Annotated in this window: 12 protein-coding genes; 3 read left to right on the forward strand and 9 right to left on the reverse strand. The window is 26.1% G+C overall.

All coding sequences use genetic code 11. The features are described from left to right. Positions 1–154 precede the first annotated feature (154 nt). Positions 155–1,129 carry a GPR endopeptidase gene (gene gpr / locus CLPA_RS11275; protein ID WP_174548964.1) on the reverse strand — a complete coding sequence of 325 codons (975 nt, stop codon included), beginning with the start codon at positions 1,127–1,129 and terminating at the stop codon, positions 155–157. Between the two features lie 215 nt (positions 1,130–1,344). On the opposite strand from gpr, the gene rpsT reads away from it, so the two are divergent. Beyond that, a complete protein-coding gene (gene rpsT / locus CLPA_RS11280; RefSeq protein ID WP_003441485.1) occupies positions 1,345–1,611 on the forward strand; it encodes a 30S ribosomal protein S20 in 267 nt (88 codons plus the stop codon). A gap of 84 nt (positions 1,612–1,695) precedes the next feature. Here rpsT and holA read toward each other — a convergent pair whose 3' ends face one another. The 4 genes from holA to CLPA_RS11300 form a co-directional block, all read right to left on the reverse strand. Then, positions 1,696–2,724 (reverse strand): DNA polymerase III subunit delta, encoded by a 1,029-nt coding sequence (holA, locus tag CLPA_RS11285; protein ID WP_003441483.1) that lies wholly within the window; start codon positions 2,722–2,724, stop codon positions 1,696–1,698. 50 nt (positions 2,725–2,774) lie between these two features. Beyond that, on the reverse strand, positions 2,775–4,556 hold the full coding sequence (locus CLPA_RS11290) for a ComEC/Rec2 family competence protein (protein ID WP_003441481.1): 1,782 nt from the start codon (positions 4,554–4,556) through the stop codon (positions 2,775–2,777). Continuing rightward, the gene (locus CLPA_RS11295; RefSeq protein ID WP_034830006.1) at positions 4,553–4,843 is read right to left on the reverse strand and encodes a hypothetical protein; all 291 of its coding nucleotides are present in this window, start codon (positions 4,841–4,843) and stop codon (positions 4,553–4,555) included. The genes CLPA_RS11290 and CLPA_RS11295 overlap by 4 nt, the downstream gene beginning before the upstream one ends. 136 nt (positions 4,844–4,979) lie before the next feature. Further along, positions 4,980–7,580 (reverse strand): P-type ATPase actuator domain-containing protein, encoded by a 2,601-nt coding sequence (locus CLPA_RS11300; RefSeq protein WP_003441476.1) that lies wholly within the window; start codon positions 7,578–7,580, stop codon positions 4,980–4,982. 180 nt (positions 7,581–7,760) lie between these two features. Here CLPA_RS11300 and CLPA_RS11305 point away from each other — a divergent pair, with 180 nt between their 5' ends. Then, entirely contained in the window at positions 7,761–8,273 is a 513-nt protein-coding gene (locus tag CLPA_RS11305; protein WP_003441473.1) for a hypothetical protein, read from the forward strand. Positions 8,274–8,440: 167 nt separating this feature from the next. On the opposite strand, the gene CLPA_RS11310 is transcribed toward CLPA_RS11305, so the two are convergent. Further along, positions 8,441–9,562: an RDD family protein gene (locus tag CLPA_RS11310; protein WP_003441469.1), complete on the reverse strand. Its 1,122-nt coding sequence runs from the start codon at positions 9,560–9,562 to the stop codon at positions 8,441–8,443. A 92-nt stretch (positions 9,563–9,654) separates the two neighbouring features. Next, a complete protein-coding gene (locus tag CLPA_RS11315) occupies positions 9,655–10,323 on the reverse strand; it encodes a ComEA family DNA-binding protein (protein WP_003441468.1) in 669 nt (222 codons plus the stop codon). 132 nt (positions 10,324–10,455) lie between these two features. On the opposite strand from CLPA_RS11315, the gene CLPA_RS11320 reads away from it, so the two are divergent. Beyond that, complete coding sequence (locus CLPA_RS11320; RefSeq protein WP_003441465.1) at positions 10,456–11,748, forward strand: D-alanyl-D-alanine carboxypeptidase family protein; 1,293 nt, start codon at positions 10,456–10,458, stop codon at positions 11,746–11,748. A gap of 123 nt (positions 11,749–11,871) precedes the next feature. Here the strand turns inward: CLPA_RS11320 and CLPA_RS11325 are convergent, their stop codons facing one another. Then, entirely contained in the window at positions 11,872–12,762 is an 891-nt protein-coding gene (locus CLPA_RS11325; protein WP_003441461.1) for an RluA family pseudouridine synthase, read from the reverse strand. Between the two features lie 74 nt (positions 12,763–12,836). After that, positions 12,837–14,102: an LCP family protein gene (locus CLPA_RS11330; protein ID WP_003441458.1), complete on the reverse strand. Its 1,266-nt coding sequence runs from the start codon at positions 14,100–14,102 to the stop codon at positions 12,837–12,839. Positions 14,103–14,108 lie beyond the last annotated feature (6 nt).

The raw sequence follows: 14,108 nt of genomic DNA on the forward strand, positions 1-14,108 counted from the left end.
CTTTTCTTCAAGTGGGAGTTCAACGCCAAGTAAGCCATGCATTTGCAGTTCTAAAATTCAGATGGGGTAAAAGAATCCCCACCTGAATTAAGATCTTGCTTCAATATGCCTTAATTAAACTATATGAGAAATAATATGTATTTATAACTTTTATTTATTGTAAAAATCTATCTATATCTTCTCTACCAAGAGCAGGTTGAAGAGAAATATTTATTCCATTTGCTATTATTTTCGATATAGAATCTATAACCATATCTACTTCTTTAGGTGTAACCATAAGATTTCCTACATAAGGATCTAATATTTCTTTTATCATACTTTGCTTATCATTTTTATCCATAGTTTTAAGCATATTATAAAAATCTCCTCCCTGTTTTGCACTATTAATCATCTGATCAATTACCATATCAATAGTATCGTTTGCCATAGTAGCTGCATCTACCACTGTTGGAACGCCTACCGCTATGACCGGTATCCCCAGTGTTCTCTCACTTATTTCCATTCTTCTATTTCCAACACCAGATCCCGGTGAAATACCAGTAGTACCAATTTGTATCGTTGAGTTTACCCTTTCCATTTTTCTTGATGCCAAAGCATCAATACATATTATTAAATTAGGTTTAATTTTATCTACTACTCCTTTTATTATTTCACTAGTTTCCATACCTGTAATCCCAAGCACTCCTGGTGCCAAAGCACATACAGGCCTTATTCTCTCATCGATACTATCCGGTACAAGTTCCTTTAAGTGCCTTGTTATCATTATTTTTGAAACAACTTTAGGTCCTAAAGCATCAGGAGTTATGTTCCAATTACCAAGTCCTACTACCAGTGCCGTCATACTATCTTCCAAATTTACAAGTTTTGAAAGTTCTTCCCCTAGAACTTCGCTTACATCATCCATAGCATCAATATCATAGTGAATGAGTCTAGGCATATCTATAGTTATATAAGTTCCTTTAGGTTTACCCATAGCTTTTGCTCCCTCTTCCGTAACTACTTTTACATTGGTTATTTTTATTTTACCTTTATTACTGTTTGAAACTTCAACCCCTTGAATCTTTCTGCTATTTTCCTTTTCATATACTTCTTTTGCCTCTACTGCAAGGTCTGTTCTTATACTCAAAATAATCACTCCCATTAAATATTTATAAATCTATCTTTCCCATACAAATTTTAACTATTCTTTTTTGTTAATTTAACTTACAAAGTTATAAATAACTTCTGATTAATGCTTGAAGAATATTTTTTTTAATGTTATAATATTTTTTGTTAAATATGGAGAAAGCTCGTATAATATTCCCCAAAAGCGAGTGTTATAAAAATATAAGGGGGTGAAAATTAATGGCTAACATAAAATCTGCAAAAAAAAGAATTAAAGTTACTCAAACTAAGACTCTTAAAAATAAGATGATAAAATCTGCTCTAAAAACTGTTATAAAGAAATTTGAACTAGCAGTTACAGAAAACAAAGCTGAAGAAGCTAAAGCTAATTATGTAAAGGTAGTTAAATCTTTAGATATGGCTGTTTCAAAAGGAGTTATTCATAAAAATAAAGCGGCTAGATCTAAATCAAGATTAGCACTAAAATTAAATGCTTTAACTGCATAATAAATAAACCGGTGTATAAGCACCGGCCTATTTATTTTTTGTAAAATTATTATAATGATTTGCTTATTATATCTAATTAATATACTAAACCATAGCACTTTTTATTATAAGCAATTCTAATTTAACCCTTTCATTACTTCCTTGACTTTTTAGTTCCCTTTCAGTTTCAATACATATTTCTTCTGATTTTATTATTTGTTCCAACGTGTATTTTTGACATTGTCTCATCATCTTTTCGCATATAAAGGGATGAAGCCTATATTCTTTAGCTAGCTCCTCCTTTCCCCTTTTATTCTCCATACCAATTTTTAAATTCATCATAATTCTAAATTGTCTTTCTATCATCGATAAAATATTTGTAGCTTTTTCTCCCTTATAAATAAGCTCTGATAAAACTTCTATAGCTCTTTCCGGTCTTCTTTGAGATAAAAAATCCACAAGATTAAAAATATCATTATCACTTTTTTGTGGAAGAAGATCTAAAATATCTTGTTTTTCAATATTTCTTCCTTCCGTATAACAACAAAGCTTATCTACCTCATTTTTAATTATATCCATATTATTTTCAACTTCACTGCAGAAAAAACTTAAATTAGTTCTGTCAATATTTTTCCCTTTCTCATTAAATATTTCCTTTACTTTATTTTGAAGCATAACACCTTTTAATTTAGTAAATTCTACTACACAAGCATTTTTATCTAACCGTTTTACTTTACTACTGATTTTTTCCCTATCATTATCAAAAACATAATACATAATTAATATACTTTGTTTTGGGAAATCCTCACTATACTTTTTTAATTTTTTTAATATGGTATCTCCATTTTTATTTATATGCTTAGTTCTGTCAGAAAGAAAATCTGCCCTATAGACAACTATAACTTTATTATCACTCATAAAAGGCAACGTTTCACAGGAATTAATTATTTCTTCATAAGTTACAGCCACTCCATCAAATTCAAAATAATTTAAATCTAAAAAATCATTATTTACTGAAAGCTTAACAATTTTTTTAATACTATCTTTTATCATCTGTTCATTATGACCACAAAATATATAAAAATTATCTATTGTCTTTTTTATTCTACTGTCTAAATCTAAAAAATTAATCATTTCATCCTCCAATATTACATATTTGCATCTAGACAAAATTCAAAAAATTTTTAATCCGTATAAACTATAACTCTATCTGCAAATATTTGAAAATTAATATTGTTCTTAGGTAAATCAATACTTCTATTTTTTTTATTTATATTGACTTTCATTATATCATAATTTTTATTCATCTTCATGGTTTTATACTTTACAGTATCCCCTTTAAAATCAATTAGTGAAATCCTATTATCCTTTTTAATAACTTTTATTATATTATTCTCCTTTCCTTGACATTTAGGTATATAAATTAAATACTTAGCTATTGCAATTTTATAATCTTCACTATAATTGCTCATAAAAGTATCTACGCTTAGCATTCCCTGCAATCTACTCTTTTCATCTTCATCTTTTATTTCATAATTAGCTATTAAGATATCTTCACCTCTATATCGTACTATAAAACCGCTGCCATTTTTTAAAGCAACATGATCTATCTTTGGAAAGAAGTTATATTGATAAATTATTATAGCTAAAAGTAATATTATAGGAGCAAATTTTAATTTTTCATAGCCTTTTTTCATAAGTATATAACAGGGATATAAAAATAAAATAAATATTGTATTTATAGTTGATATATATACAATTGGTGGAGATACTTTCATCAGTGATACAGTGCCTCCATTAATTGACATCATTATAATATTGATAAATGCACATACTAGGTTGAAAATAGGCTTTATAAAACTTACAACTAAAGCTATATTTGATAGAATTACAATAATAGAATATAGTGGAATAATAAATAAATCCCCTAAAAGAAATCCTAAAGCAAAATTTTTAATACTGAATAGAACATAAGGCATAGAAAGAGACTGTGCACTTAAAGTCAAACTTATACTTTCATTTAATCTAAGGGGTAGTCTATATAGTACTTTAGATAACTTTTTATAAAATAAAATTATTCCCAATGTTGATAAAAATGAAAGCCCAAATCCAATATTTATAACATAATAAGGTTTAATCATAAGCAGAATCATAGCAGCTATACTCAATGACGAAAAAGCATCATAATTTTTAGTAAGTTTTTTAGATAGCTTTAATACAATTATCATTATAAGTGATCTCAAAGTAGCTGCCTGAGATCCTGTAAATATGGTATATATAATGGAAATAAATATAGATATCTGTAAATTTAAAAAGCTTTCCAGCACTTTAAATATTATTGCCATATGAAGACCTGATACACTTATAACGTGTACTATTCCAAGTTTTTTAAAATCATATTTATCCTCCATAGACAAATAAGAAGTATCACCAAAAGCTACAGACATTATTTTTGCAGTATTTCTTTCTCCAAATTTCCAATAGAATTTATTATATATATTTTTTCTAAAGGAATACAAATAGGAAATGGTATCTCTCTGTTTGTCTTTAACATATTTAACTTTAAAATCACCTAGACTTCCATTCTCATAATCTATATTTTTTTCAAATTCTCCAGTGACAGTTATTTTTTCTCCTTGTTGAACATCAAAAATATTTCCACTAATACTTATATTCCTACCTTTATAATTTCCCGTAGCATAAAATTTATTTTTTGTAATAATTCTAAAGGTATAACTAGATTTATTGGTTAAATCCAATTTAAAATATAAATTAAAATTTATGAATCCTATTATAAAAAATCCTATTACGATAAAACTATACTTTTTTTCACAGCTTAACACTATAATGATAAAAAAAGATGCAGCAATAGCTACATCTAAAAATAAGTTTATTTGTAGAATCAAAGCACAAATACATCCCATTATCATGGAAATACAAAAATATACAAGAGGCTTATCCATCATTTTCTTGCCTCATTTAATGAATCTGGAATTTTATATTCCTCAAGTTTAAAATTCCTATCATAATTAACCGCTACAGTTATTTTCATTATTCCACGAGAATCATCAATACTTATTTCCTTAACTTCAGGTATACCATCTCTGCCTTTTTCCTTAAAATAATTATCCACCAAATTTTGTGCTGAATCCCTATTTAAATTATCGTACTTAAATAAGAAGTCTTTTTTAGGCATATCTAAATATATAGTATTACTGTCTTCACTAACAGTTTCAAAAATATCTTCCATCATAATATCCACCTCCGTGTTATTATCTTATCCAATAACCTAAGGCCTTAAACAAAATATATAATATAATATATGTAAAATAACAAATCTCTATTTGTATATATATAATCTATCCATATTAATTATTAAATAAATATAATCATATTATTTCTGTATTTTTTTTTGAAATATTTTTGATTAATATAATTAATACATATAAAACTAAACTTCCTACAATAATATTTATATCTTTATTATTTATAAATTTTAAATCAAATAAATCTTTAGCAAAATTTGTATATAATATACCACAATTAATTATAATATAAATTAATATTATTCCATTAAAATATAGATTTTTAAACAAATTTCTTTTTATTATAAATATTATCTGTAAAAAATACAATATAGATAAAGCCACTGTTTCATAAGCATTACTTTTCATGATTTTAGAAACATAGAATCCTAAGAAGGTTATACCACCTAATAAAATGGAATTTAACAATAGATTTTTTCTAACATATGTAAAGGAAACATCATTTATTACATCATCTTCGCTATCTTCAATTTCATAATAATCTCTATTTCCATTATTACATGAGAAAAAAATTGCTATAGATAGTAAAAATCCATTAAATATATTATTCCAAAATATATTTTTTAAATTAAAAGGTATACCAGAATTAAAAATTACACTTAAAATAAAAATGAGAAATTCACTAAGACTAAATATACATAGACATCTAATAATTTTTCTTATAATGTATATATAATTTTTGCTGGATTTTATCAAGTCTAATAATTTATTAAAATCCATATTTTCAAAATAAATATCACTAATTTCTTTTATTATATTACTACATTTATTTCCAAAGGAAATATGTATATTAGCTGTCATAAACGAAGGTAAATCTATAATGGTATTGCCAATTAACATAAGCTTATGATTTAGCTGTATATATTCATTCATTAACTTTAATTTATTGTAAGCTTTTATTCTTGAAAAAATACTAACTTTTTCTACAGCTCTTTCTATATCTGTTTTATTCATATAATCAATTTCTACATCAGAAACAACCATATCTGATGCATTTAATATTCCTATTTTTTTACCAAAAGCCTCAGCACTAAGCTTATTTTCCTCTGTAAAAATTATAGGTTTTATTGTCATTGGTCTACATCTTTCAATAGGATTATTTTCAAATTGATTCATTACTGGATTATCAAAAGCAGCTAATCCGGCAAAAACCATATTACTCTCTATATTCTCATTTCTGCTTGGTTTATAATTAAAATTTCTATAACCAAGAGCCAATACATAAAGACCTTCACTTAATAAACTTATATTAGAATTTTTTATATTCTCAATATCCTCTTTTGTTATTTCCTTTTCAATACCATTTCTCATAATATGAGTGCATTTTTTTATAATTTCTTTTAAATCTCCTTTTATATAGGCTCTATATTTTTTATCAACTTTGTTTATTGTAGTTTTTATTCCGCTTTCTTCTTCATAGGGAAGTTTTAGTAATCTTTTGTGAATTTCATCCAATATACTCTTTTTTATATTATATTTATTTCCAAACACTACAAAAGCTTTCTCCATAAGTTCGTCTTTTTCATTGTAGTTACATTCATCTTTTACATCATTACATAGAATCCCTATTTCCAATATTCTTTTTGTATTATCATTTATAATAAAATTTCTCTCTAAATTATGAATTTCACTTACATCATAAATCTTTTTTAAAATCATTAATTTTTTTGTAACTATTCCTATTTTATCCATACAAATTACATCTGTATTAGCTATACTTTCAATTTTTTCAATATTATTTAGAAATATTTTTTCTTTTTTTTTCTTTTTTCTAATAATAAAATACATAAAAATTACTATCAGTATTGAGTAAATAGGAACTAATGTACTAAAAATAGCAGCCGAAATCCCTATGTAATTATTATAATTATCGCCTCTGAATCTGCTAATAATAAATATTATTATTAAACCTATAAATCCCATTATAGATAAAATATTTTGTATATTGTATGTATTTTCATAAAAACTACTATTATTCTGGCAAATATTAATAAGAGGATTAACATATTTGCCTATTTCTGTATTTAGCCCTACTGCTACTACTATGCCTTCCCCACTTCCTCTATGAACTGTAGAAGATTTAAATAGTATATTCTTCATCTCAGATTGATTTAAGTCATTTTTATTAATTTTAGCAGAATACTTTTCTACTATATTTTGATCACCTGTAATTGACTCTTCTCTTACCATTAGTTCATCACAATTAGTTATTCTTACATCTGCTGGTATAATACTTCCTTTTTCATAAGTAATTATATCCCCAACTACTACTTCTGTATTTTTTATACGAATTAAGTTACCATTTCTTATTACATTACAATATCCAAAATTTAGCTTATGCAACAATATAAAAATTTTCTGGTTTCTATATTTTCTAAAAATAATTATAAAAATATTTGTTGAAAGTATAATCAATAAAATTACTGCTGAAATAAAACTACCTATAACAAATTGCACAATAATAGCAATTACCAAATAAATTATCCACGGTTTAAATAATTTTTTAGATAAATCTATAAATAATCTATTTTTCTTTAACTTTATTTCATTGGAACCAAAATCCTCTCTATTTTTTAAAACTTTGTTATCATCTAAGCCTTTATTACTATCACTTTGAAATAAATTCACTACATCAGTCCATGATAGATTACACCAATCTGTCATAAAAAATTTACCTCCATTAATTACTAATATATTTTTATTATACTAAAATATTATATTTTATTAAATATGAAAATTTTTAACTATAAATTTTGAAATCATAGTCACTTTCATAAAAGATTTTATATATTAATAAGGAAGGATATTTTATTATTATACTGCAGTACCAATAGGGGTGATTTTATGGATACTTCAAATGTTCCAGTAGATATATTTGAAAGTCTATATTCAGTTGATCGCCATCGTTTGCGTCACAATTTAAGGGATAAATATACTTTTTTAGGTCAAGGTGCAAGCAGAATGGTCTACCAATTTGATGAAAACTTTGTAATCAAAATATCTAAAAATAGAACTGGAAAATATCAATCTAGAACTGAAAATTACATTTTTAATAATATTGATGAAAAATATAAAAAATATTTTTGTCCTATAGTATGGTATAAGGAAAACATGGTAGTTATGAGAAAAGCTTTACCTTTTACGGAAATGCTTGGAGTAAGACATGGAAACATTTTTGAATTCACTAACATTAGGCCAGATAGTGAATTTTTTCAAACTCTAAAAAAAATTGCAAAACATTATGACCTGCTCTATCCAGATGTAAAAACAATTTCCTCTTGGGGAATATTAGATAAAAAGCCTGTACTAATTGATTATGGTTGTACCAATAGATTATATGACGAATACTTTTATTAAAATAGTATAGATATCTAAATTCTTAATTAAACATTGATAATAATCAATAACTTGACTAGGTTATTGTAGAAAAATCTAAATATATTTCAAGTTGTATATCTATACATTAATGCTCTTACTTAATGGGATTTCATTCCCATTAAGTTTAGATACATTATATAAACTTTCTATATACTTTCATTATCATTAAATTTATTTTCATCCTCTTTAAAAGTTTTTATAATATTTAACATTTTTTCTTTGTCATAATTATAATTTGAATCCAATGTCCAAGCTATTATCTGTTGAAAATTATCTTTAGTTTCAAGAATTATATATAGATATCTTATTTTTATCTTATTCATATATCCTGTAATTTCAAATTGAATTCCTTTATGATTATTTATTTTTGTATTTTTTGAATTTTCTATTCTAGCGTTATCTATACTCTTATGTATATTGCTTTTAATAATATTAGAATATTGTTCTAAAGTAAGTTCCTTTATAATATCTTCCTTGTTTTCAGATATAACGATAATATAGTTTTTATTTTTTTCATTAGATAACTGAAAAATTGCGTCACTATTGAGTTTTCTATTCTCATCCCACCCCTCTGGTAATGTTATTTCATATTTATCTTTACAACCAGTTAAAACTTTATTGCTGCTTATATTTATGTAATCACTACACTTATAAGTAATTAAAATAAAAGTTATACTTATAATAATAGGAATTATCTGCTTTACAATAATTTTTTTTATATTTAACTCTTTTGTTAAATTGATAAACTTTATCCAACTATTTAATAATACATTATGGCAAATAACTTCTGTGTAATTCAGTTCTTCAGAATCTATTTTTTCTTTATTATAATATAACAATTGTAAGTCCTTCATTCTTACTACATAAGTATTAGTAAATACATCTCCAAGTCTCCGCTTATCTTTCGAAATAAAAATAAATATTACAGACACTAATCCAAAAAGTAAAAAAGGACTAAATTCTAAAATTTTTATAAATGTACGTATTATTCCCTTTAAAAACCCAGGCACAGATAAATCCTTATTTAAAACTTTTACACCCATTATAAGCTTTCCCCAAGTATAGCCAGTTAATCCTTCTAAAAGTGAATAGTATATAAGTATAACGGAGAAAATTCTTATAATCATCTTAATATTAAGTTCTCCTTCAAATGCCAATTCCAAATATAAAAAAATTACTGCAAAAATTAATATATCAATTATCATAGCAAAAAATCTCAATATTAGAATACTAAAATTATATTTGGATACTACATTTTTTATATCCATAATAAAGCCTCCAATTTACTAACTCTCAGCTCAACTAACTTTAATAATTTCGTCTTTAATATTTTATGATTTGCTTTTAATTTAAAGAACTGTTAATTTATTTCTATATATTCCATAATTTTTTCTGCCCTTTTTGGCCCTATGGCTTTTTCTAAATCCTTTTGGGAATTTATTCTTCCATTGTTCTTTTCTCTGTATTCAACAATCTTTTTAGATAATCCCTTTGCTATTCCAGGTATTTTTTTATTTACTATATCCTCTTCTGAAGCAGAATTTATGTCTAATTTTTCATTTTCATTATTAGAGCCTGAATCACCTGAATTATTTAAAGATGAATTGCTTTCCGATTTATTTATATTTATTCCCTTTAATTTATCTTGCTTTGATTTAATTTCTATATTATCTCCATCCACTACTTTTTTTGCTCCATTAATACTATAGGGTTCTGAGTTTTCTGTAAAACCGCCAGCTAGATCTATTAAATCTTTGATTCTGTCACCACTTTTTAAGGAGTACACTCCTGGATTTTTAATTTCTCCATAAATTTGTGCTTTTATTTCCTTTTTTCCATCACTATCTTTCGTATTTTGTATTTCATTATTCGCTTCATTATAATTGTTTTCCATATTTTCTTCTTTATATATAGATATATTATCATTTTTTGAATTTGCCTTTTCATTTTGTAATCTGTATCCAACAAATAGGAATATTAAAAATATAGATAATATTATAATAGACCCTAAAAATTTCTTCTTATTCACTAAAATTACCTCCTGAATAGATTATTAAGATTATTAACAACCTCTAAAAAAATTAGTCATTTTTCAATTATTTTGCCATAACATATTTTTTTTGCTATACTGTTACAAGAAAAATAAATTCGGGAGGTAAGCATGAAAAAGATAATAACAATTGCTGTTACGCTTTTATTATTAATTGCTAACACAACTTACACTGTTAATGCTGACACACCAGCACCGCCTAATATAAATGGAGATGGTGTGGTTCTAATGGATGCCACAACTGGTGAAATATTATATGGAAAGAATATAGATGAGGCCTTCCCCCCTGCTTCTACTACAAAAATAATGACAGCTTTACTTGCTTTAGAAAATTGCAAACTGGATGATGTAGTTACTGTAAGCAATGATTTTACCAGTAAAGATTTGGAACTATTGGATGGAAACAGAATAAATATAGCAAATGGAGAAAAAATCACCGTAAAAGATTTATTATATGCCCTTCTTTTACGTTCTGCTAATGATGCTGCCGTGGCACTAGCAGATCACATAAGTGGTTCTGTTCCTGAATTTGCTAATCTTATGAATAAAAGGGCAAAAGAACTTGGCTGTACTTCCGCCAGTTTTCAAAATCCAAATGGATTGTATAATCCAAATCATAAGGTTTCAGCTAGAGATTTGGCTATAATTTTAAGAGAACTTGCATCTCATCCAGAGTTCGGTGAAATTGCCAGTACAATCAGCTATACTATGGCTCCTACAAATAAAACGGATCCCAATTTAACAAAACGTGATAGAACTCTTAATAATGAAAATAAACTGCTCTATAAGAATTTTCCTTCATATTATTATGAGGGAACAGAGGGTGGTAAAACAGGTTATACTATACAATCACTTCATTCTTACGTGGCCTGTGCCACAAGAGATAATCATAGACTTATAGTAACAATTTTACATAGCAAAGATAAAACTTTTTTTCAGGATACAAGAGCTCTTTTTGATTATGGATTTCAAAATTTTCAATTAAAAAAAATGTATTCAAAGGGTGACGTAGTAACCTATTTCAAAGAAAGGGATGGAAATAGAATCTCACTTTTAGCCTCAGAGGATTTTTATTATGTGAATGATACAACTTCCAGTAAAGTGCCTACATTTAAATTTGATGAAACCTCCTTGGAGAATAAATATTTTCATAAAGGCGATGTAGTTTCAAATTTAAATATGAAATTAAATTCAGAAAAAATTGGAACTCTAAAACTTGTGAGCAGTTCAGATTATAACCCTAAAACTGCATCCATTAACTCCATTTCAAAAAATATTAAAAATAATAAAATTATTTATATAATAGGTTTATTGATAGTTTTATTTTTGTTGAATCTCTATAGAATTAAAAGAAAATCTGTGCTTCGAAGAAAAAGATATATAAAATACAAAAGATTAAAATAAATACTGTCTCATAATGTGTATAAGCATTATGAGACAGTATTTTTTATTACTATAGCAATTTGTAAAGTGCATTTCTAAATTTCAGATAGAGAAAAGAACTCCTTCTAGAATAAGTGACTCTATTTATCTAAGAATTTCTATTAAATTCTTTATGTCTTCAGGTAAATCTGTTGAAAGCTCTATTATTTTATCAGTCCTTGGATGAGGAAATGTAAGTTTATACGCATGCAAGGCCTGCCTTGCTATAATATTATTGTCTTCACCGCCATATAAGGTATCTCCTAAAATTGGATGTCCTATACTGTTTAAATGCACTCTTATCTGATGAGTTCTGCCTGTTTCCAATTGTAGCTTTACAAGTTCGCCTTGTGCAAAACTCTCCACTACTTCGTAATGAGTAATACTTCTTTGTCCTCTGTCATCTATTACTCTTCTTATATTATTCTCTTGTTTATATATTGGCAGATCAATAGTTCCATATTTCTCCTTTAAATTACCTTGTACTACAGCTAAATATCCCTTTTTAAAAGTATCTAATTTCATATCCCTAGCCAATGACATATGGGAAAATTGATTTTTAGCTATTAATATCAATCCAGAAGTATCCATATCAAGTCTGCTTACAAGCCTGACTATACATTTTTCTCCTCTTTCTTTAAAGTAATATAAAAGCCCATTGGCAAGAGTTCCTTCTGGATAACTTCTAGTAGGATGAACCACAATTCCAGCTGGTTTATTTACAACTATCAAATCCTGATCCTCATATATTACATCAATATCCATCTTTTCAGGAGTTATATCCTGCTCTTCTTTTCTAAAAGTATCTATTTCAACTCTGTCTTTAAGTCTAAGTACATAATTCATTTTTACTGCACAATCATTTACGGTTATTCTCTTTTCTATAGCTGCCTTTTTTATAAACCTTGTAGATAAATTTAATTTATGCTTTAGATATTCCCTTATTTTAATATCTGCATCATCATTTTCTATATAATATGTGAGTTTACTATTCATTTTATATCCTCTTCTATACTACTTATTTAAGGCACATTCAAAATATCTGTAGCATCTTTACTTTCTATTTATTTTCATATGCCTAAATCATTTCCTAAAATAATTAATACATCATATTTTGAAGTCTTTTGCGGTACAATTTCATAACTATCAGCTTTTAAACCCTTATTTATACTATTATTTATCTGTATCAACTGGTTTTCATCAGTACCATAAAAAACAACTTTAGTATTTTCTACTGGTTTTTTTGGTGCATTACCAGTAATTATATTGTTAAATCCATAATCCTTAAACTTTGTCTGATAATTTTTTGCAAGTCCAGCTTTATCCGTTCCATTTAGTATACTTATTTTTAATATTGAATTATTTATATCCTCAGATTTACTTACCGTTTTAGATGTAGAAAGATTAGCAGCATTACCTGCTGTATCCAATAAAAAATAATTTTCATCTTCAATAGAAACTTTTAATCCTTTTGCTGTAGTAAGACTTATATTTTCATTTTTTAAATTACTGAAAATTCGTGCATACTTTAAAATTTGATTAGGAGTCATATTTGTTTCTAAATGTTTAGAGATCGAAGATATTATAGCAGGATATCTAAAAATAGTAGAAAATTTTCCAAACTTATTTATAACTGACTCCATGAGCATCTGCTGATTCTTTATCCTAAGTAAATCATTACCTTCTGAATCTTTATCACTGCTATTTTTAACCCATCTAAAGTATTCTTCTGCTTTTTCACCATTTAAACGAGTAAGACCCTTATCAAAATTTATATGTAAATTTTGCACATTATCATCATAATTCATGTTCTTATCTATATTTACATCAACTCCACCAAGAGAATCAATTACACTTCTAAAAGCATTATAGTCCAATTGAACATAATAATTAATCTTTGTATTCATCAACTCTTCTACATTATTAGTCAAATACTTAGGACCATTTACAGAATTAGATATATTTATTTTCTGCCTTTTTTCATTTAGTTTAATCATAGTATCTCTTGGAATTGAGATAATTTTTAACTTTTCATCCTTAGGTTCATAGTGAAGAAGTACTATGGCATTTGCCTTTTTTATATTATTTTTCTTTCCTAACTCCAAGGAATTATTAGAAGCTATATCTACTCCTGCTACTAATATATTTACAGGCTGCCCCTTCTGTGGTTCTAAATAATTAATATTAATAGCACTGGACTTACTATTAATACTTGATAAATAGAAAACAGTGAAACATGTAACTCCGACTCCAACACATATAATTAAAGCCAAAGCTATAATTATAACTGTTTTCATCACTTTATTTGATTTTTTTCTTTCCCTTTTTTCCCCCATTAAATA

The sequence above is a fragment of the Clostridium pasteurianum DSM 525 = ATCC 6013 genome (assembly GCF_000807255.1).
Lineage (GTDB): Bacteria > Bacillota > Clostridia > Clostridiales > Clostridiaceae > Clostridium_I > Clostridium_I pasteurianum.

What these genes read in the sequence shown, in the direction of transcription:
- rpsT (WP_003441485.1), top strand. Translation starts at nt 1,345, where the DNA reads ATGGCTAACATAAAATCTGCAAAAAAAAGAATTAAAGTTACTCAAACT.
- holA (WP_003441483.1), bottom strand. Translation starts at nt 2,724, where the DNA reads ATGATTAATTTTTTAGATTTAGACAGTAGAATAAAAAAGACAATAGAT.
- CLPA_RS11290 (WP_003441481.1), bottom strand. Translation starts at nt 4,556, where the DNA reads ATGATGGATAAGCCTCTTGTATATTTTTGTATTTCCATGATAATGGGA.
- CLPA_RS11295 (WP_034830006.1), bottom strand. Translation starts at nt 4,843, where the DNA reads ATGATGGAAGATATTTTTGAAACTGTTAGTGAAGACAGTAATACTATA.
- CLPA_RS11300 (WP_003441476.1), bottom strand. Translation starts at nt 7,580, where the DNA reads ATGACAGATTGGTGTAATCTATCATGGACTGATGTAGTGAATTTATTT.
- CLPA_RS11305 (WP_003441473.1), top strand. Translation starts at nt 7,761, where the DNA reads ATGGATACTTCAAATGTTCCAGTAGATATATTTGAAAGTCTATATTCA.
- CLPA_RS11310 (WP_003441469.1), bottom strand. Translation starts at nt 9,562, where the DNA reads ATGGATATAAAAAATGTAGTATCCAAATATAATTTTAGTATTCTAATA.
- CLPA_RS11320 (WP_003441465.1), top strand. Translation starts at nt 10,456, where the DNA reads ATGAAAAAGATAATAACAATTGCTGTTACGCTTTTATTATTAATTGCT.
- CLPA_RS11325 (WP_003441461.1), bottom strand. Translation starts at nt 12,762, where the DNA reads ATGAATAGTAAACTCACATATTATATAGAAAATGATGATGCAGATATT.
- CLPA_RS11330 (WP_003441458.1), bottom strand. Translation starts at nt 14,102, where the DNA reads ATGGGGGAAAAAAGGGAAAGAAAAAAATCAAATAAAGTGATGAAAACA.